The following is a 19,064-nucleotide window of genomic DNA, read 5'->3' on the forward strand; positions in this document are numbered from 1 at the left end:
CGTAATTAATTTATTCTTTATCTTTTATAATTTCATTTCTAATTTTAAGTTTTCTTCCTGGAGTTTTGTACGGAAGCAAACCTGATTTCAAAACGATTCTTTGTCCAATATCTCCAGCTATGAATGAAGCAAATCCCATTCCTAGTCCAGAATAACCTTGACAGTTAATTATAAACAAATCACGTGCCAAAGGGTATTTCCCAGTTTCTAAGTCATTTTGAGTAGGACTAGAGTATTCATTGCTATTTAAGCCTTTTACGTAAAGAACGTTTATTTTATTTATAGTTTCCGTCATGTCAGGAGTAGGCTGATAAAACCAGTTAATACCTATAACACCAATCATTCCTTCGTTTTCAGAAACAAATTTTATTACTTCATTATTTGTTTTAAAAGAGAAAACTCCAGATTTCGGAACCTCTTTTACTTTCGCTAATTCTTTTATATAACGAACCGTACTTGAATTAGGATTATCAAAAACCAACCCTTTAATTTTTGGATCAGGTTTACCTTGAAGAAAATCGATTACACTTTTCAACGCAATAAGTGTATCATTATTGTTTTTGCTAGAAATAAATGCAATTGCATCGTGAGCAAAAGGCGTTACACGCGGATTGATTTTACTTTTTTCAAATCTAGCTTTTTCTTCTGCCGTTAAATCTCTAGTCGTTATTGCAACTTTTGTTTTTTGATTCAACAAATCATTGATTACTTCAGCTTCCGATTTTGGTTTCACCGTAATTTTTGCATCATAGTAAGTTCCTTCAAAAACAGCAACCTGATCGTCTACAATCTGTTTTACAGTCTCGTCAACCGCAATATCAAGTGATCCTTTTAAAATGGTTTCTTTTTCAGCCTCATTCTTGTTTTTTTGGTTGCAAGTAACAAACAAAAAGACAAAAATTATTAATCCCAAAGCCTTACTATATTTCAACATATCTTTTTAATCTTTTGAATTAATTAACCTTAAAAATCTAATTGCAGAATATACAATTAGTAATCCTCCGAAAGCATATCTGTATTTTGGTTCCATATTAAGCGGGAGTTTTTCCCAGAACATAATCATTAAACCGAGTACAAGATAAATTAAAAAAAACAGTATTCCTAAAACAAGAAGAAATCGCTCTTTGAGCGATTTCTTCTGAATATTATTAAGCATATCTTTTAACATTATTCTGCAGATTGAATAGTAATAGGAAGAGAGTATAATACCCTAACTTTTTTACCATTTTGCTCGCCGGGAGTCCATTTTGGACATTTTTTAAGAACACGAATTGCTTCTGCTCCTGTTCCGTAACCGATATCTCTTAAAACTTTGATATCTGTTAACGACCCGTCTTTTTCAACTACAAACGTAACGTAAACTTTACCTTTTAATCCTTCTTCCTCTGGAGTTTTATAATTGTTTCCTACGAATTTGTAGAATTTATCAATTCCTCCTGGGAAATCTGGTTTTACCTCGATACCAGCTGTGTTATACACAGTGTTATCTTCTTGAATTACTTCTTGAACTGGTCCTTTACCAACTGGCTCATCAACAGTTAGAACTGCATCTGGATCTCCTTTGATAGTTTCAGCACCAACTTTTTTGTCTTTCAAATCCACAATTTTCGGTGGATCTTCAGTAACTTCTTCCGCTTTTGCAACCACTGGTTTTACGAATTTAACCTGATCCACTTTTGGTGGTGGCGGTGGTGGTGGCGGTTGATTTGGTTTAATTTCCTCTTTTTTCTTTGGAGGTAATTTTACCGTTGCAATCTTAATATCGTTGTTTTCTTCCACTTCTTGCGAATCTGGTAAAAGACTAGCAATAAGAGGTGCAGCAACTGCAAAACTAAAAATAATAGAACCGATAATAAGTGCTTTCACAGTTGTTTTACCGTTCGATTTTCTTAGCTCGTATGCTCCATATATCTTATTACGTCCTTCGAATACGATATCAAGCCATTGATTTTTTATAATATCTAATTTCATATCTCTTGATTTTTTAGTTGATAAAATTTAAGATTGCTCTTATTTTTTATCAATCACTTTTGTCTCTTCAGGTGTAAACTCAGGAACGATAGCATAAGTATCTACTCCTGTAATTGCCATTTCATCCAAAATATCAACCAAATTTTTGTAATTTGATTTCTTAGTTGGTTTAATGATTACAATGATACCATTTTTAGGTTTTCCTAAAGAAGCAGAGTATGCTAAAACATTTTTCTTTTGTTTTAACAATTCTCTACGGATACCATCTTTACCATAAGTAATGTCTTTAGGACCTACTTTAGGAGTAGCTAATAACCCCATATAGTAAACCATTTTGTTATCGCCTCCTAACATTACTGTCATGGTACGATTTTCGTCTACTTTAGTGTCCTTATTATCTTTCTCATTCGGATCTTTATCTGGCAGAGACAAATCCATGGATTGAGGTTTTGACAACGAAGTAGTTAACATAAAGAATGTAATCAATAAGAATGCCAAATCTACCATCGCCGTTAAATCGACTTTAGAGCTTTGTTTTTTGCTTCTTACTTTACCGCCTTTACCACCACCGCCGTCGCCAGTATTTAATTCAGCCATTTTAGTGTATATTTTTTAATTAAAAGTCTCTCCCTCTCTTGCCTGTTACCAAGTTAAAAGAGTTGATTTTCTGATCTTGTAAGATATCCATAATTTTTTTAATTTTTGGATATTCTTCTTTAGCATCTCCTTTTATCGCAATCTGTAATTCTTTATCATCTAAATCAATTGTAGCTCTTCTAGAAATAAGAAGCCATTCTTTTAATTGATTATCTAATGAATCCAAAGGAATTCCAGGTTGTTCTGCTTTGGTTCTGTCCGCCGCTTTCATATCAATGATTTGCTTTAAACCTGCGATTGGCACACCAAAATCGTCCATAAGAGAAAATTTGGTTTTATCTTCTTCTGTGAAGTTGATACCGTATTTTGCTCCCATTCCTTCAAGAGTTCTTTTACGAATCTCTCTACCTTTGATGTCAAAAAACACTTTTCCTTTTCCTACTGTAATAATAGCCAAATCTGAATCTGGCAATTTAGTTTGAGCAACAGAAGAAGGCATGTCTACAGGAAGTGCTTCTGGCACTTTAGCAGTAGCGGTCAAAATAAAGAACGTTAGCAAAAGGAATGCAACATCACACATCGCAGTCATATCTGTCGATGTCGACTTTTTTTTCATTTTTATTTTAGCCATTATCTTTTTATTTTATTTTTTTGATATTGAAATTGAAATATCAAAAATTAATTATTGTCTTAAACTTCCTCTGAATTTTCTGTAAGTATTAACGATTGTAGTACCAGCCTCATCGATAGAGTAAGTTAAATCGTCAATTTTAGCAGTAAAGAAGTTGTAAGAGATGATCGCTAATACAGAAGTAGAGATACCTGTTGCAGTGTTGATAAGTGCCTCAGAGATACCTGTTGCAAGAGCAGCTTGATCTGGAGTTCCAGCAGAAGCTAACGCACCAAACGCTTTAATCATACCAGATACAGTTCCTAATAATCCTCCTAATGTACCTAAAGATACTAAAGTAGAAACAATAGTCATGTTTTTCTCTAACATTGGCATTTCTAATGAAGTTGCCTCTTCAATTTCTTTGTGGATTACTTCAGAAGCTTCTTCACTGTTGAATCCTTCTTTTTTAACGTCTTGATATTTAATCAAAGCAGATTTAATTGCGTTTGCAACAGAACCTTGTTGTTTGTCACATGAAGCGATAGCAGCTTCGATGTTTCCTTCCTTAATACTACCTTGAACATTTTTCATGAATGTATCTAAATTAGCTTTTCCAGCAGCTTTAGAGATAACAATAAATCTTTCAATAGAAAAAACAACAACCATTAAGAACATACCTAATAATGCTGGTACAATAAAACCTCCTTTGTATACCATTCCTAAAGTATTGATTGGGTGACCAGTTTCTGGATTCCCTCCCTCAAAGTTAGCAGGAGAACCCATAACGAATTTCCAAATTAAAAACCCAACTAAGATACACGCTACAATAATGATTCCTGTAATCATTCCTCCCCCATTTGAAGTGCTCTCTTTTTTAACTTTAACGTTTGCCATTTTTTTTAATTTTAATAGTTTTAAATAATTTTTATTTTTTAGTTATATTTAACTTGTAGAGGAGCAAATTTATACGTTTAGTTTAAATAAAAAAACTTTTTTTAATTTAATTGACCGAAATTTAACTTCAATTTAAAAAATATCTCATTAAATTGGTCGCGTCATTTTTTAGATAAAACAAAAAATACGACGATAATTGGAAAAATTACAACGTTTTAGTAAATATTCAAAGATTCCTTTGATATCTTCTTAAAAAGCTGCGAATTTTTTTTTTATTAATATTTCAATCAAAAAAGTCTTTTTCTTACTAAAAAAAATCATAATAAATGTGCTCGAAAACAAGCTATACTTATATAATCACCTAAATTACAAATAAAAACATGAATAAAAAAGACAATTTTATTGAAGCTATAAATACGGGGTATTCTTCAAAGGGTGATAGCATCATCTTAGGAGGGGCAATACTTGACGGTGAGCCACTTGCAGAAGCACATGTTAAGATTCCGCTTAAAACTTTAAATCGTCACGGATTAATTGCTGGTGCAACGGGAACCGGAAAAACTAAAACAATTCAGGTTTTTTCAGAACAGCTTTCTAATGCTGGAATTCCTGTTTTGATGATGGACATTAAAGGTGATTTTAGTGGTATAGCCAAAGAAGGAAAAGAACAAAGCTTTATTACAGAACGTCATGCTAAAATGAACATACCTTATAATGTAGCTTCCTTTCCTGTAGAATTAATGTCTTTGTCAAAACAAAACGGAGTTCGCTTAAGAGCAACGGTTTCTGAGTTTGGACCCGTTTTATTTTCCAGAATACTAGACCTTAATGATACACAAGCTGGTGTTGTTGCTGTAATCTTTAAATATTGCGATGATAATCAGATGCCTTTATTGGATTTAAAAGACATTAAAAAAGTTATCAATTATATTACTGAAGAAGGAAAAGATGAAATTGCTGCGAATTATGGAAAAATCTCAACGGCAACAACTGGAACAATTCTGAGAAAAATTATCGAATTGGAACAACAAGGCGGTGATTTATTTTTTGGCGAATTATCTTTTGAAACCGATGATTTAATGCGAATTGATGAAAACGGAAAAGGCTACGTAAATATCATCCGCTTGACGGATATTCAGGACAAACCGAAATTGTTCTCTACTTTTATGTTAAGTCTTCTTGCAGAAATTTATCAAAAAATGCCCGAGAAAGGAGATGCAGATCAGCCAGAATTGGTGATTTTTATTGATGAAGCGCATTTAATTTTCAACGAAGCGAGCAAAGCTTTATTAGAACAAATTGAAACGATTGTAAAACTAATTCGTTCTAAAGGTGTTGGTGTTTATTTTGTAACACAAAATCCGATGGATGTTCCGAGTGGTGTTTTGGCGCAGTTAGGTTTAAAAATTCAGCATGCGCTTAGAGCTTTTACAGCAAATGATCGCCAGGCGATTAAAAAGACTGCCGATAATTATCCTACTTCTGAATATTATAAAACAGATGAATTGCTTACTAGTTTAGGAATTGGTGAGGCATTGGTTACAGCTCTTAACGAAAAAGGTATTCCAACACCTTTAGTTGCGACCATGATGCGAGCGCCAATGAGCAGAATGGATGTTTTAACAAATGAAGAAATTGACGAAATAAATGCCAAATCTAAATTAGTTAAGAAATACGCTGAAGAAATAGATCGCGAAAGCGCTTATGAAATTCTAACCAAGAAAATCGAAGAAGCAACACAAGCCGCAACAGAACAAGAAGAACAAGCGCCAACAAAATCTTCAAAAGCAGAACCGAGCACGGCAAGCGTTGTTGGAAAATCGGTTTTGAAAGTGGTTACAAGTGCTACCTTTATTAGAGGTGTTTTTGGTGTTTTGACTAAAATCTTTAAGAAATAACCAATATCAAAAATCAATTACAATATCAATTTTAAATTGACATTGATATTGTAATTGACATTGATTTATTTTTGCAATAATTCCAGAATTTTATTTTCTACTTCTGGAGTGTTCCAGATATTTTCGATGTTTTCAAGTTTTAAAACTTCCTCCATAATTCCGTTTTGAAAATCTCCAATTGCCAAAGCTTCGGCATACGGACGATCGCTAAAAGTAACGCGGCTGTAAAGCGGAATCCATTTATCTGGATGTTTATCTGAGAAAATTTTCTCTATTTTCTTTTGCAATAAGAATTTTTCGTCGGCAGTTTTGGTACTCATTTCGAGGAAATTTCGATACGAAAGTTCTGCAATTGCATCGGCATTTGGTTTTCTTGAAATCTGATATTCGGCGAAAATCTTTTTCCAGTCGTCTCCGTATTTTTCAATCTTTTCATTTAAAACCGTAATATCTTCAAAACCGGCATTCATTCCTTGCCCGTAAAACGGAACTATGGCGTGACAAGCATCTCCAATAAGAGCAATTTTATTTTCAAAAGTCCAAGGAAAACACTTCATTGTTACCAAAGTACTTGTTGGATTTTTGAAGAAATCGTTTGCCAATTCCGGAATTACTTCTATCGAATCTGGAAAATTTTTCTCGAAGAAATCTTCAACCATTTTTCGATCTGTTAAAGATTCGAAAGAATTTGATCCTTCAAAAGGCATAAACAAAGTACACGTAAAACTTCCGTCAAGATTAGGAAGCGCAATTAACATATACTCGCCTCTTGGCCAAATATGAAAGGAGTTTTTATCTAATTTATGTGTTCCGTCTGCGTTTGCGGGAATATTCAATTCTTTATATCCCATATTTAAAAATTCCTGAGAATAATTAAACATACTCTGACGCTGCATTCTGTGGCGGATTCTAGAAAAAGCGCCATCGGCACCAAAAACCATATCAAATTTTCGTTCTTCCCACTCGCCTCTTTCGCTTTCGCCAATATGTAAAGTTGCATCGCTTAAAGTTACATCCCAAACTTTTTGTTCAAAATGAAACTCAGCTCCAGCTTCTTCAGCAAGATCAATCATTTTTCGATTCAATTTTCCTCTCGAAATAGAGTAAATAGATTCGCCTTCTTGACCGTAATTCTGAAAATTCAATTTGTCTACCAAATGAATGGCTCTTTTGTCCATCGGAATTGCAATTTCACGAACCGAATCGCCAACGCCAACTGCATCGAGCGCTTTCCAGCCGCGATTAGACATTGCCAAATTAATGGAACGTCCAGAGAAATTTATTTTTCTGATATCTGGGCTGCGATCATAAACGTGAACGGTGTGACCGGCTTTTTTAAGATAAATTGCCAGCAGCGATCCTACAAGTCCAGAACCAACAACTGCAATTTTTAATGAAGTTTGCATCGAGGAAAATCTAATATATTGGGACGTAAAAATAAGTAATAAAAATACATAAGCTTTAAAATAAAGGAAATATTTGCTTTTAATAACTCACAAGAAACTTTCAATTGCTTATTTTAGTCTACAATTTTTAAAATTTTAAACAACATCTAGAAAAAATCAAGAAATGAACCTTTATTCAGAACATTACGTAACTCAAAAGACAGAAAGGTTTGTCAATAAAATTTGGTGTCTGGATAACAGCTTCGGCGAAAGCCTGATTGAAAACAAACTTGTTTTGCCAAACGGCTGTTTTAATCTTGCTATTGTTTCTGGAAATGCAATCGAAGTTCATACCAGCAAAAACAAATATGTGATGAACGAAGGAATTTACTTTTGTTCGCAAATGACTAATAAAGTTTTGGTAAATATTCAACCTAAAACTAAAGTTACCATAATTCAGTTTCATGCTTGGACGCTTTCATTTTTTCCAAAATATGATTTGGGTAATTTTACAGATTCTATTATCAAAATTAATCCTGAAGAACTTCCTTTTCAGGTCGAAATCGATAGTCAAACTGAAATTTTATTAAATACTATAAATGTTCATTTTGAGGCATTAGCGTCTTTACATTCTGAAAAAAATATAATTGAAAAGATTTGCGAAATCATTAAAATTCGAGAAGAAGAAATTTCGGTTTCAGAAATTAGTTCAGAGCTTAATTTTTCGCAGCGATTATTGCAGATTAAATTTAAAACCGCAACTGGATTAACGATTAAAAAGTACATTCAGATTTTAAAATTCAGAAAATCCGTAGATCAAATGGTTAATGCTGATTTAGAAAAACTAAAGTTAACGGATATCGCACTTTATAATAAGTATTTTGATCAGTCTCATTTTATAAAAAAGTTTAAAGATGTGACTAAAACAACTCCAAAAACATTCGATCCAGATTTATATTTTCTTTCGAAAAAAAGATAAGATTTCGCTTTTGTACAATTTTATGAGTTTTGATTAGATTATTTTTGCAAAATTATTAATCAATCATCAAAATGAAAATCATCCATTACATTTTTCAATTAAAAATATTTTTAGTTGGAATACTATTCTTTCAGATTCAAAATGCAATTTCTCAAGAAGAAAAAAGCTCAGAATTGTACAAAATTATTATGTCGCGAGACAGTCTTCTTTTTAATGTCGGCTTTAATACTTGCGACATTTCTGTATCCGAAAGCCTTTGCAGCGATCAGTTAGAATTTTACCACGATAAAAACGGACTTTCTAACAAAGCAGACTTTGTAAAAACAATGAAAAGCGGTTTATGTGCTTCTCCATCAACGTATCAATCCAGAAGAGAACTTATTGACGAAAGCACTAAAATTTATCCGTTATATAAAAACGGGGTTCTGTACGCTGCTTTACAAACTGGAATTCATTATTTCTATGAAAATAAAACAAACAAAGGCGAACCATTTTTAAAGGAAAATGAAAAACTAGTTGGAAAAGCAAGATTTTCACACCTTTGGGTTTTAGAAAATAATGTTTGGAAATTAAAACGAATTTTGAGTTACGATCATGAACCAACCAACTCAATAGAAGAAAAAATCGCTCTTTTTGACAATGATCTGGAAACCGAAAAATGGTTAAAAGAAAATAATGTTCCTGCTTTAGGTCTTGGCATAATTTCGGAAGGAAAACTAAAACAAATTAAAACTTTTGGTCATTTAAAAAGAGAAGTTTCTGCACCTTTTAACACGATTTGGAATGTTGCATCTTTGACCAAACCTGTTACGGCAATTGTCACTTTAAAATTGGTTTCTCAAGGAAAATGGAATTTAGACGAACCTCTTTATAAATATTGGACAGATCTAGATATTGCAAAAGACCCAAATCTTAAATTATTGACTACGAGAATTGTTTTAAGTCACCAAACTGGTTTTCCGAATTGGAGGTCTTTTAATGATTCTAAAAAACTGGATTTCAAGTTTAAACCTGGAACGCAATATCAATATTCTGGTGAAGGTTTTGAATATTTGAGAAAAGCTTTAGAAAAGAAATTCCATAAAACTTTAGATCAATTGGCATCTGAATTAATTTTCGAACCTTTGAAAATGAATGATTCTCAATTGGTTTGGAATGACAAAATTGATCTTTCGCGATATGCAGTTAATTATGACAAAGACGGAAATGCGTACGAACCTACAAAAAATAAAACCGCAAGCGCCGCCGATGATTTGCTAACTACTGTTGGAGATTACGGAAAGTTTCTTTGCAGTGTAATGAACAGCGAAGGTTTAAGTCAGAACGTTTATAATGACATGATTTCTCATCAAGTTGAAACCAAGAAAAACAAATATTTTGGCTTAGGTTTTGAAATCTACGATTTAGGAAATGATAATTATGCTTTATCTCACGGCGGAGCAGATAAAGGTGTGCAAACGCTATTTTTTTTACTTCCAAAAACTAAGCAAGGCTTAATTATTTTTACAAATGTAGACGATGGTTATAAAGTTTACGCAAAGCTTATAGAACACTTTTTAGGAGAAAATGGAAAAAAGTTAATTGATATTGAAACCAAATCGTAAATCGGTCGTCTAACAATTTGTGGACATCAATTTATATCATTTGAAAAAATCGTATTTTCGATTTAAATTACTGAATATCTTTTTGTTACAATGTTTCAATCATCAATCAAAAACGAATTATTTCATTAATCCAAAACCATCATCATGAAAAAATCAATCCAACTTATTCTGCTTTTTGCTGCTTTTCAATTCAGCACATTAAGCGCTTTTGCTCAAGATAAAGCAAAACAAATCGAGCAGCTTTTAAACAAATACAACGAATACGGACAATTTAACGGTTCGGCTTTAGTTGCTGAAAACGGGAAAGTCATTTTCAAAAAAGGCTTTGGTTCAGCAAATATGGAATGGAATATTCCGAATCAGCCTGACACTAAATTTAGATTGGGTTCAATCAGCAAACAGTTTACAGCGCTTTTGATAGTTAAACTTGCCGAAGAAGGAAAGTTAAAACTAGATGTCCCGATCACGACTTATTTGCCAGATTATCCAAAAGAAAATGGCGATAAAATTACCACGCATCATTTATTAACGCATACTTCTGGAATTCCAAATTATACTAATGCGCCAAATTTCTTTAAAGACAAATCTAGAAATCCTTATACACCCGAAGAATTTGTAAAAACGTTTTCAAATCTTCCGCTTGAATTTACGCCTGGCGAAAAATTCAATTACAGCAATTCTGGTTATTTTTTACTTGGTTATATTATAGAAAAAGTTTCTGCCAAAACATACGAACAATATTTGCAAGAAATTATTTTTACGCCTTTAAAAATGGTTAATTCTGGTTACGATCACAGCGATGTAATTTTAAAAAACAGAGCCGCTGGTTACGAAAAACACGGAAAACAAATTGTAAATGCGGCGTATCTTGACATGAGTATTCCGTATGCTGCAGGATCTTTGTATTCTACTGTAGAAGATTTGTACTTATGGGATCAGGCATTGTATACGAATAAACTTCTTTCGGCAAAATCTATGGAATCTCTTTTTAAACCTTATATAAGCGTGGGAAAAGCGTCTTACGGTTACGGTTGGTTTGTTGATGAAGTTGAAAATGGCGACAAAGGCAAACTAAAAACTATCGGGCACGGAGGCGGAATTAATGGCTTCAACACCATCATTTCAAGATATCCTTCAGATAAAAATCTAATTGTTTTATTGAATAATACTGGCGGAACTGTTTTAGGCGAAATGAACGACGCAATTCGCGCAATTTTATACAATCAGCCTTTTAACCAGCCGAAGAAATCATTGGCTTTAGATTTATTAGATATTTATAATGAAAAAGGCGCTTCAACGGGAACTGAAACGTATAAAAAACTGAAAAATGATCCTTCTTATGCCATCAAAGAAAACGATATGAATCGTGTTGGATATCAGTTATTACAAGATGGAAAAAAGAAAGAAGCTATAGAAGTTTTCAAAATAAATACAGAAGCTTTTCCAAAATCTGGAAATGCATACGATAGTTTAGGCGAAGCTTATTTAGCTGACGGCGATAAAAAATTGGCTATCGCAAATTATAAAAAATCAGTAGAATTGGATCCAACTAATGAAAACGGCAAAAAAGTTTTAGCTGAGATTTCGAAGTAGTTTTTTTTTGAAAGGGACAAAGACTCAAAGAGACAAAAGGTTCAGAGGTTTTTATTGAAACCTTTGAACCTTTGCTATTAAGTTTAGGATGAACTTGAAAATTTAAACATAAAACCTGAAACTAATTTCTCAGTTTGAAAACCAGTTTAGTTGAAGTTTTTATAATTTCATCTTTATTCAATTTCATTTTTCTGAACTTTCCGGCGTTGTACATTTCTGCTTGATCGTCGTAATGTTTGCTGAAAGGATTTCCAGATTGTCCTGTTGGTAAAATACTCCAACTGTTTTCTACATCTGCAAAATCTACAATTCTTCTTGTTGAAGGTCCACCTTTTGTGTAATATTTTCCTTCGTCGTTAAATCCGAAAAATAAATTATTGATTACTTCATTTGATCCTGGCGAATTGAAAGGCCCGACATTAAATAATCCACGAAGTGCTGCCACTTTTCCTAACGGATGTTCGTGTTCTACGGTATGCACTTTTCCCCAATTCCATTCTGAAATATTTTCTCCCAATTGATTTTGTAATGAAACAACGGCGTCATGAAAAGATTTCGAAACAATTTCTGTTCTCGTTTCTTTTATATTTTTGGTTTTTATATTATCCCACCAAACCGAATTTTCATTTTTAATTTGATTGGCAATAACTTGTTTTCCAAGTGAAATTCCTGTAAACAAGTCGAAATTTTCCTTGCCCATTTCGTCTTCAAACGTATTTTTCAGATACAGATAAATCCATTTGTTGTAAATTGTTGGCGCAACGTCCTCTAGATTTGTTGTTCCTTTCCAAGATTTTAAAACTGTAATTACTTCTTTTTCTTTGTTTGAAAGCGGTTTTGAATCTAAACTAGAAATTAAATCTTTTACTACGCCAACTGCAACATCAGAAGTATTATCATAAATCATTTTGCTGATTGCTTCTTTATCCCAATCTGATTTTGCATCTAAAATTCCTGAAATTCTTTTCGCGCGATCTTCTGGCAAATAATATCCTGGATATAAATAACCATTATCAATTGCTTCTGGCTGATTATTTGCAGAATAAACATAACCCCATTTCGGATTTTCTGCCGACGGATTTTGTTCAAAATCTAAAAACCTCGTAATATCATCTTTACCGCTTGCACCGTCTAAAATTAAATGTGTATTAACGCCTTCATTGTGTCGATATAATTTTCCGCTTGCCCACCAACCAACATTTCCTTTGGCATCTCCGTACATTACGTTTAAACCTGGAGCCGCAATTAAACTAACCGATTTTTTAAAATCCGTAATATTTTTAGCATGCGAAAGTCCGTAAGCTGCATCTAAAATCTGAATCGGTTCTCGAGTATAAGTCCATGACATTGCAATCGGATTTTTCTTTTCTAGACGTTCCATCAAATCATTCATAATAGGCCCGTGACGCGTTATTTTAAAAGTCATCACAACATCTGAAGAATCTTTTACTTTAATGGTTTTCTTTCTGATTTCGTATTTACTAAAACCTGTTGGAGTTTGATATTGAGTTACATCACCCGTTTTATTTTTTTCTTGGTAAAAATCAATATCATCATTTTCAAACATCGTTAAACCATAAGCATAATCTCTATTATGTGCCAAAAGCGGAAATGGAGTTCCAGCCAAATAACATCCATATAATTCCTGTTTTGGCGTTACGATATGCGCTTCGTACCAAGTTGCAGGCTGAGAAAACCCAATATGCGGATCATTCGCAAAAATAACTTTCCCTGTTTTCGATTTATGAGGTCCAACAACCCAACTATTACTTCCAACAAAAGGAGGAATTGGAGATTGATCTAACATTGCCGTTATTGTTTTTGAAATCTCGGTATATTCTTCTGTTTTCTCTTTTGAGACTTTGATTTTCGTGTTATTAAATTCGCCTTCAATACCTAAATCTTTCAAGTACGCAGCGCCAAATTTGTTTTTAATATCTGTCAATAACGGATCTGTTTTTTGAGCCATTGCAAAACTAAAAGACATATATCCGAAAATATTGTAAACGTCTTTTATGGTAAATTTTTGCTTTTTTACTCCAACCAAAGTAAACTCAATTGGCGTAACTCCTTCTTCCAAATATTGGTTAATTCCATCTAAATATGCTTGCGTCAGTTTATAACTTTCACTGTTTTTATCTAATTTGGCAATGGCTTTCGCCGAAGCTTCTTCGATACCAATTCCAGCAAAAAACTTATCATTTTTAAGAGCGACACCCCCGAAGATTTCTGATAATCGTCCCGGCGCAATTCGACGCAATAACTCCATTTGCCATAATCTTTCTTGCGCATGTACATAACCTAAAGCCGTCATAGCGTCTTTTTCAGAATCTGCATAAATGTGAGGAATTCCAAAATCATCAAAATAAACGGTGGTTTCTTTTTCTAGATTTTTGAGTTGCACTTCACCTTCATATTTTGGTTTCAAATGAAAAATATAAGCAAACAAACCAATTGAAATCAATACAATAATAACCAATAAAGTCAGCAGGATTTTTTTAAGTATTCTCATATTCTAAAAACGTAAAAAGGGTAAAAATTCAAAATGATATAACTTTTCTCTAAAATCTTATAAAAGAAAACGCTCTTTAAAAGTCTAAATTTATGTATTTAAAATTAATACTATAAATGTCAATCTATAAAAAAATAGCGATTGGAGTAATTTCTTTACTTGTAATTCTACTTCTGGCGAATGTCGGACTGAATTATTGGATCAAAAAACAACTTCCGATTATCATTCACGAGAAAAACAAAACAGCTTATAATATTAATTATGAAAAGATTGAGGTTTCGCTTTTTTCTCGAAATATCTACGCTCAGACTTTATTGGTAAATCCGAAAAACGAACCAAAAGACAGCAAAAATGGACTTTTTTCTAAAATTGAATCCATTACCATAAAACATTTCAATATCTGGGATTTGGCTTTTCGCGATATTATTCAGGCAGAAAGTATTATCATCAATAAACCAAGAATCATTTTATACAAAAAAGGAGAAAAATTAATCAATAATAGCAAAAGTATTCAAAAAGAAATTGTCGATCCTTTTCGTAAAATTGTTGCCGTTTCAAACATTTACATCAATGACGGAACTGTTGATGTTATTTCACTAGATACTCAAAAACCGATTTTCAGCGTTAAAAAAATACTTTTAAAATTAGAAGGAATTTTAATAACTGATGCCACTCTAAAAGAAAAAATTCCGATTCAGTATAAAAGTTATGCTTTGGTAATTGATAGCTTATTTTACAGACCGAGTATTTTTTATCACATTAATATCGGAAAAATAAGCACCGAAAAGAACTTTCTAAAAATCAATAATTTTTCTAATATTCCACAGTTTAACCGACGAGAATTTACAAAACGTTTAGAAAAAGAAAAAGACATTTATACCTTAAAATTCGATTCGGCACAAGTTTCAAAAATGGATTGGGGATTTAAAAATGATCGTTTTTTCTTCAAAGCAAATTCATTAGTAATCAATCATTTTGATGCGAATATTTATCGCGGAAAAATGCCAAAAGACGATTTAAGCAAAAAATATCTTTACAATCATTTGTTGCGAAATATAAAATTTCCACTTCAAATTGATACGCTTCAGGTTTTAAAATCTAAATTGGTTTACGAAGAAGAAATTGATTTTTCTAAAGGTCCAGGAATTTTAAATTTTGATAAATTTAATTTGCAGGCAACAAATCTGCGAAGTGGTTTTGGTTTGAAAAAAGCTGCTGATGTAAAAATCAAAATAAAAACCATTTTCATGAAAAATTCTCCGCTTGATGTCGATTGGAGTTTTAATGTTTTAGACAAAAATGACGGTTTTCATATTCAAGGCGTGATTTCAAACTTTGATGTTCGAGCGATGGGGCAATTCAGCAAACCTTATATGAATGCTTCGTTTACAGGAACTTTCAATAAATACCGTTTTAATTTCTACGGAAATGATAATATTTCAAAAGGAAATGCTTCTCTGGATTACGATGATTTGAAAGTGAAATTATATAAAAAGAAAAATCCTGAAAAAGAAGCCAAACTGAAAAGCGCGGTTGTAAATTTATTTGTAAAAGACGATTCTAAAGACAAAGCAAAAACCGCCGAAGTTGAAATAGAAAGAATTCAAGAAAAATCGTTCTACAACTTTTTATGGCGAAGTATTGCGGAATCTTTGAAGAAGATTTTGATATAGAAGAATTTAAAATAAAATATTCTCTCAATCTTGTCATTCCGAGGAACGAGGAATCTTCGTTAGAAACTCTACAAAGTATCTCGACAAAGTAAGTCAACTAAAAATATAATTCAAAAAATCTAAGTCTGGATTAATCTTTTTAATCAATTCTATTTTCTTATCTCTGGTCCAACCTTTAATTTCTTTTTCACGACTAATTGCTTCTTGAATCCAAGTGAATTTTTCATAATACAAAAGAAATTTAGCAATATATTTCGACGCAAAAGTTTTGTTGTCTCCTGTAATATTTTCTTTATGCTGGCTTAAACGAACTCTAAGGTTATTAGTTACTCCAGTATAGAATACTGTTTTAAATTTATTTGTTATAATGTAAATATAATATGTGTGATAACCTTGTAATTCCATCTAGTCTAAATAATTATTTTATATCAATTTCAGAAACAAAAATAGAGAGATTTTTCTTATTTATTAATGGTTTAACATAAGCACTTATAATTTTGCATACGGAGTTTCTTGTGAAGATTCCTCGTTCCTCGGAATGACAATATTGAGGAAAGACCTTGGCGGATATTCATGTGGATAAACTTTATAGAGTTTCTTACGAGGATTCCTCGTTCCTCGGAATGACAAAATTGAGGATAATTAGTGACGATAAAACTTTACCCACAAACCTGACAATTATCAGCTTTTAAAAAAAATTATTGTTTTTCATTTGTCTCTATTTTAATCTAAAAACAAATGACCAAAACACCCTTACACACTTTTCATATTCCGGTAATGGGACTTGCCTATACGATAGACAGCCCGATACGAGTGGCACAATATGGGATTTCGTCTGTTGTTGCTCTTGCTGATGATGATTTAATTGAGAAAATGCGTAACTTTTATAGCAATAAGTTTAATATTCCTTACGAAGAAATTACTCAGAAATTTCACGATTATCGTGCAGAAAGAATTACTTCTTATTTAAATCTAGTTGATAAAATCGTAAAAGAAAAATTCGAAAGTTTCAAAATAGAACTCGCAGAAAGCAAAACGGCTCTAGAAAATTTCATATCAATGTTGCCCAATACTTCTGACATCAAAAAAGGATTTCAGAATTTATTAGACGATGGAATTTCTTTTAAAGAAAACATTCAGAATTATATCGAATCACATCTTTTTCCTGGAGAAATTGACGTGAATATTATGACGAAATTAGATAAAGATAATTTTGTAAAAAACGAACAGCTTCCAATTGAATTTAATGACGCACATGCCGCTTTACGAGGTTTCGCCAACAGCAATCTAGAATCTTCTGTTGTACTTTCTGCAGGAATGAATCCGAGATTGTTTGGTTACTTTGAAAACTTCAAAGATTTTTTTCCGAATGAAAATAACGAACTTAAAAAGAAAATTATTCTAAAAGTCAGCGATTTTAGATCGGCTATGATTCAGGGAAATTTTCTAGCTAAAAAAGGGCTTTGGGTTTCAGAATATCGAATTGAATCTGGATTAAACTGCGGAGGACATGCCTTTGCTACCGACGGACTCTTATTGGGCACCATTTTAGAAGAATTCAAGCAAAAAAAAGAACAATTGGTACAATCGGCTCACGAAATAATGATTAAAGCGTTACAGCTAAAAAATCATCATTTTCCAGAAAAACCTTTAGAATTAAAAATCACTGTTCAAGGCGGTGTTGGAACCGCAGAAGAACATGAATTTTTATTAGACGAATATAAAGTCGATTCTGTAGGTTGGGGTTCACCATTTTTATTAGTTCCAGAAGCCACTTCTGTCGATCAGGAAACACGAAATTTATTGATGAATGCTAAAGAAGATGATTTTTATTTAAGTAATATTTCGCCTTTGGGAGTTCCGTTTAATACTTTGAAAGGAACTACAAACGAGTTTTTAAAACAAAAACGTATTCACGAAAATAAAGCGGGAAGTTCTTGTCCGAAAAAATTCTTGGCTTTAAGCAAAGAATACGATCCACATGGAATTTGTACAGCTTCTAAAAAATATCAAGATATTAAACTTGAAGAATTAGAAAGCAGAAAAGATATTTTATCTGCTGATGAATTTGAAAAAAGCAAAATCAAGATTACCGAAAAATCCTGTTTGTGTGTTGGTTTGGCGAATGCATCTTATCTCGAAAATGATATTAAAATAAAAGGTCAAGCGCAAGGCGTCGTAATTTGTCCAGGTCCGAATTTGGCTTATTTTGATCAAGAAGTTTCTTTGAAACAAATGGTTCAGCACATTTATCAGGGAAAATCAGTTTTAAGAACAGATCGCCCGAATTTATTTGTGAAGGAATTAAAAATGTATATCGATTATTTTCGAAATGAAATTCAATCTATTTCTGGAGAGCTAACAAATGCTCAACTTAAGAAATGGAATACTTTTAAATCTAATCTGTTAGATGGAATTGAGTATTATAAAAATTTATTTGAATCGACAATGCCTTTTAAAGGTGACTTAAATCAACTCGATTCTTGTAAATCAGAATTAGTTGGTATTAAAATTCCCGTTTCAGAGTTGGTTTAAAATGAAAACCCCAAATTAGAATCTAATTTGGGGTTTGTTTTTATTTATAAAATAACTATTCTTTCTTCTTGTTTTTACTGTCAATAACAGCTCCAGTTCCTGTTCCTAAAGCAGCTCCTGCTAAACCACCAATAATAGCGCCTTCACCTTTCTTCTTACTAACAATTGCTCCAGTCGCAGCTCCAACCCCTGCACCAATTACAGCACCTTTAGCAGTTGCACTCCAACCTTTCTTTTTTGTAGTAGTTGTAGTTGTTGATGCATTTCCGTTTGCTGGTTGATGTACAACAACTACTTTTTCAGATTCAACTTTTTGTTCTTCCTTTATCTTAGCCATTTCAGTCTTCATTGAATCGATAACGCGTTGTTTGTTAATCTCAACTTTCATTGAATCAATACTGGCTTGTTTGGCTTTATTTATATCTTCTTTGCTCTGATGTTGGCAAGAAGTAAAAATTATTGCTGCTAATAAAATATATAAGCCTTTCATGATTGTAGTTTTTAAATTATACACTACAAAATACGGAATATCTGTTATAAGGGTTGTTACAGAATTTTTTAGAAAGGTTATAAGATTAGAAGATTATGTGGTTTTCTTGCAGAGTTTTTAATTTTTGGCTTGATGTTTTAATCTCGCAAAGACGCAGAGCCGCAAAATTTTTTCTCATTTTATGTCATTTCGAGGAACGAGAAATCTCCACGAGAAGCTCTACAAAGATTGGATTTTCGTTGCGGAGTTACTTGCGGAGATTTCTCGTTCCTCGAAATGACAAATAGTGTGATTAAAAATAGTAATTAAATAAATCTTTG

General features: G+C 32.5%; 16 protein-coding genes. 6 read left to right on the forward strand and 10 right to left on the reverse strand.

The window, feature by feature from the left end:
- Positions 1–10: 10 nt before the first annotated feature.
- Genes NYQ10_RS02345 through NYQ10_RS02370 form a run of 6 tightly spaced genes read right to left on the reverse strand, consistent with a single transcriptional unit; the run spans position 11 to position 4,075 of the window.
- Positions 11–934 (reverse strand): PstS family phosphate ABC transporter substrate-binding protein, encoded by a 924-nt coding sequence (locus NYQ10_RS02345; protein ID WP_289878735.1) that lies wholly within the window; start codon positions 932–934, stop codon positions 11–13.
- 6 nt (positions 935–940) lie between these two features.
- Positions 941–1,168 carry a hypothetical protein gene (locus NYQ10_RS02350; RefSeq protein WP_289878736.1) on the reverse strand — a complete coding sequence of 76 codons (228 nt, stop codon included), beginning with the start codon at positions 1,166–1,168 and terminating at the stop codon, positions 941–943.
- A complete protein-coding gene (locus tag NYQ10_RS02355; protein ID WP_184159656.1) occupies positions 1,168–1,971 on the reverse strand; it encodes an energy transducer TonB in 804 nt (267 codons plus the stop codon). The genes NYQ10_RS02350 and NYQ10_RS02355 overlap by 1 nt, the downstream gene beginning before the upstream one ends.
- A 39-nt stretch (positions 1,972–2,010) precedes the next feature.
- Entirely contained in the window at positions 2,011–2,568 is a 558-nt protein-coding gene (locus NYQ10_RS02360) for an ExbD/TolR family protein (RefSeq protein ID WP_289878737.1), read from the reverse strand.
- Positions 2,569–2,587: 19 nt separating this feature from the next.
- Entirely contained in the window at positions 2,588–3,199 is a 612-nt protein-coding gene (locus NYQ10_RS02365) for an ExbD/TolR family protein (RefSeq protein ID WP_289878738.1), read from the reverse strand.
- A 51-nt stretch (positions 3,200–3,250) separates the two neighbouring features.
- A complete protein-coding gene (locus NYQ10_RS02370) occupies positions 3,251–4,075 on the reverse strand; it encodes a MotA/TolQ/ExbB proton channel family protein (RefSeq protein ID WP_184159650.1) in 825 nt (274 codons plus the stop codon).
- A gap of 380 nt (positions 4,076–4,455) precedes the next feature.
- On the opposite strand from NYQ10_RS02370, the gene NYQ10_RS02375 reads away from it, so the two are divergent.
- Entirely contained in the window at positions 4,456–5,973 is a 1,518-nt protein-coding gene (locus NYQ10_RS02375; RefSeq protein ID WP_289878739.1) for a helicase HerA-like domain-containing protein, read from the forward strand.
- Positions 5,974–6,038: 65 nt separating this feature from the next.
- Here NYQ10_RS02375 and NYQ10_RS02380 read toward each other — a convergent pair whose 3' ends face one another.
- Positions 6,039–7,379, reverse strand: coding sequence for an FAD-dependent oxidoreductase (locus tag NYQ10_RS02380; protein ID WP_289878740.1), 1,341 nt, complete (start codon positions 7,377–7,379; stop codon positions 6,039–6,041).
- A 163-nt stretch (positions 7,380–7,542) separates the two neighbouring features.
- Between NYQ10_RS02380 and NYQ10_RS02385 the strand changes: the two genes are divergently transcribed.
- The 3 genes from NYQ10_RS02385 (at position 7,543) to NYQ10_RS02395 (ending at position 11,534) form a co-directional block, all read left to right on the forward strand.
- Complete coding sequence (locus NYQ10_RS02385; protein ID WP_289878741.1) at positions 7,543–8,337, forward strand: helix-turn-helix transcriptional regulator; 795 nt, start codon at positions 7,543–7,545, stop codon at positions 8,335–8,337.
- 71 nt (positions 8,338–8,408) lie between these two features.
- Positions 8,409–9,941 (forward strand): class A beta-lactamase-related serine hydrolase, encoded by a 1,533-nt coding sequence (locus NYQ10_RS02390; RefSeq protein ID WP_289878742.1) that lies wholly within the window; start codon positions 8,409–8,411, stop codon positions 9,939–9,941.
- Between the two features lie 144 nt (positions 9,942–10,085).
- Positions 10,086–11,534 (forward strand): serine hydrolase, encoded by a 1,449-nt coding sequence (locus NYQ10_RS02395; RefSeq protein WP_289878743.1) that lies wholly within the window; start codon positions 10,086–10,088, stop codon positions 11,532–11,534.
- 121 nt (positions 11,535–11,655) lie between these two features.
- On the opposite strand, the gene NYQ10_RS02400 is transcribed toward NYQ10_RS02395, so the two are convergent.
- On the reverse strand, positions 11,656–14,046 hold the full coding sequence (locus NYQ10_RS02400; protein WP_289878744.1) for a penicillin acylase family protein: 2,391 nt from the start codon (positions 14,044–14,046) through the stop codon (positions 11,656–11,658).
- 116 nt (positions 14,047–14,162) lie between these two features.
- Here NYQ10_RS02400 and NYQ10_RS02405 point away from each other — a divergent pair, with 116 nt between their 5' ends.
- The gene (locus NYQ10_RS02405; protein ID WP_289878745.1) at positions 14,163–15,719 is read left to right on the forward strand and encodes a hypothetical protein; all 1,557 of its coding nucleotides are present in this window, start codon (positions 14,163–14,165) and stop codon (positions 15,717–15,719) included.
- Positions 15,720–15,812: 93 nt separating this feature from the next.
- On the opposite strand, the gene NYQ10_RS02410 is transcribed toward NYQ10_RS02405, so the two are convergent.
- Positions 15,813–16,124, reverse strand: a complete 312-nt coding sequence (locus NYQ10_RS02410; RefSeq protein ID WP_289878746.1) for a GIY-YIG nuclease family protein — start codon at positions 16,122–16,124, stop codon at positions 15,813–15,815.
- 333 nt (positions 16,125–16,457) lie between these two features.
- Between NYQ10_RS02410 and NYQ10_RS02415 the strand changes: the two genes are divergently transcribed.
- Entirely contained in the window at positions 16,458–18,254 is a 1,797-nt protein-coding gene (locus NYQ10_RS02415; RefSeq protein ID WP_289878747.1) for a hypothetical protein, read from the forward strand.
- 55 nt (positions 18,255–18,309) lie between these two features.
- Here the strand turns inward: NYQ10_RS02415 and NYQ10_RS02420 are convergent, their stop codons facing one another.
- Entirely contained in the window at positions 18,310–18,744 is a 435-nt protein-coding gene (locus NYQ10_RS02420; protein ID WP_289878748.1) for a YMGG-like glycine zipper-containing protein, read from the reverse strand.
- Positions 18,745–19,064 lie beyond the last annotated feature (320 nt).

It is taken from the genome of Flavobacterium johnsoniae, assembly GCF_030388325.1.
Taxonomy (GTDB): Bacteria; Bacteroidota; Bacteroidia; order Flavobacteriales; family Flavobacteriaceae; genus Flavobacterium; species Flavobacterium johnsoniae_C.

Bases quoted from the DNA above. Each gene is read 5' to 3' on its own strand.
- NYQ10_RS02345 (WP_289878735.1), bottom strand. From the start codon at position 934: ATGTTGAAATATAGTAAGGCTTTGGGATTAATAATTTTTGTCTTTTTG.
- NYQ10_RS02350 (WP_289878736.1), bottom strand. From the start codon at position 1,168: ATGTTAAAAGATATGCTTAATAATATTCAGAAGAAATCGCTCAAAGAG.
- NYQ10_RS02355 (WP_184159656.1), bottom strand. From the start codon at position 1,971: ATGAAATTAGATATTATAAAAAATCAATGGCTTGATATCGTATTCGAA.
- NYQ10_RS02360 (WP_289878737.1), bottom strand. From the start codon at position 2,568: ATGGCTGAATTAAATACTGGCGACGGCGGTGGTGGTAAAGGCGGTAAA.
- NYQ10_RS02365 (WP_289878738.1), bottom strand. From the start codon at position 3,199: ATGGCTAAAATAAAAATGAAAAAAAAGTCGACATCGACAGATATGACT.
- NYQ10_RS02370 (WP_184159650.1), bottom strand. From the start codon at position 4,075: ATGGCAAACGTTAAAGTTAAAAAAGAGAGCACTTCAAATGGGGGAGGA.
- NYQ10_RS02375 (WP_289878739.1), top strand. From the start codon at position 4,456: ATGAATAAAAAAGACAATTTTATTGAAGCTATAAATACGGGGTATTCT.
- NYQ10_RS02380 (WP_289878740.1), bottom strand. From the start codon at position 7,379: ATGCAAACTTCATTAAAAATTGCAGTTGTTGGTTCTGGACTTGTAGGA.
- NYQ10_RS02385 (WP_289878741.1), top strand. From the start codon at position 7,543: ATGAACCTTTATTCAGAACATTACGTAACTCAAAAGACAGAAAGGTTT.
- NYQ10_RS02390 (WP_289878742.1), top strand. From the start codon at position 8,409: ATGAAAATCATCCATTACATTTTTCAATTAAAAATATTTTTAGTTGGA.
- NYQ10_RS02395 (WP_289878743.1), top strand. From the start codon at position 10,086: ATGAAAAAATCAATCCAACTTATTCTGCTTTTTGCTGCTTTTCAATTC.
- NYQ10_RS02400 (WP_289878744.1), bottom strand. From the start codon at position 14,046: ATGAGAATACTTAAAAAAATCCTGCTGACTTTATTGGTTATTATTGTA.
- NYQ10_RS02405 (WP_289878745.1), top strand. From the start codon at position 14,163: ATGTCAATCTATAAAAAAATAGCGATTGGAGTAATTTCTTTACTTGTA.
- NYQ10_RS02410 (WP_289878746.1), bottom strand. From the start codon at position 16,124: ATGGAATTACAAGGTTATCACACATATTATATTTACATTATAACAAAT.
- NYQ10_RS02415 (WP_289878747.1), top strand. From the start codon at position 16,458: ATGACCAAAACACCCTTACACACTTTTCATATTCCGGTAATGGGACTT.
- NYQ10_RS02420 (WP_289878748.1), bottom strand. From the start codon at position 18,744: ATGAAAGGCTTATATATTTTATTAGCAGCAATAATTTTTACTTCTTGC.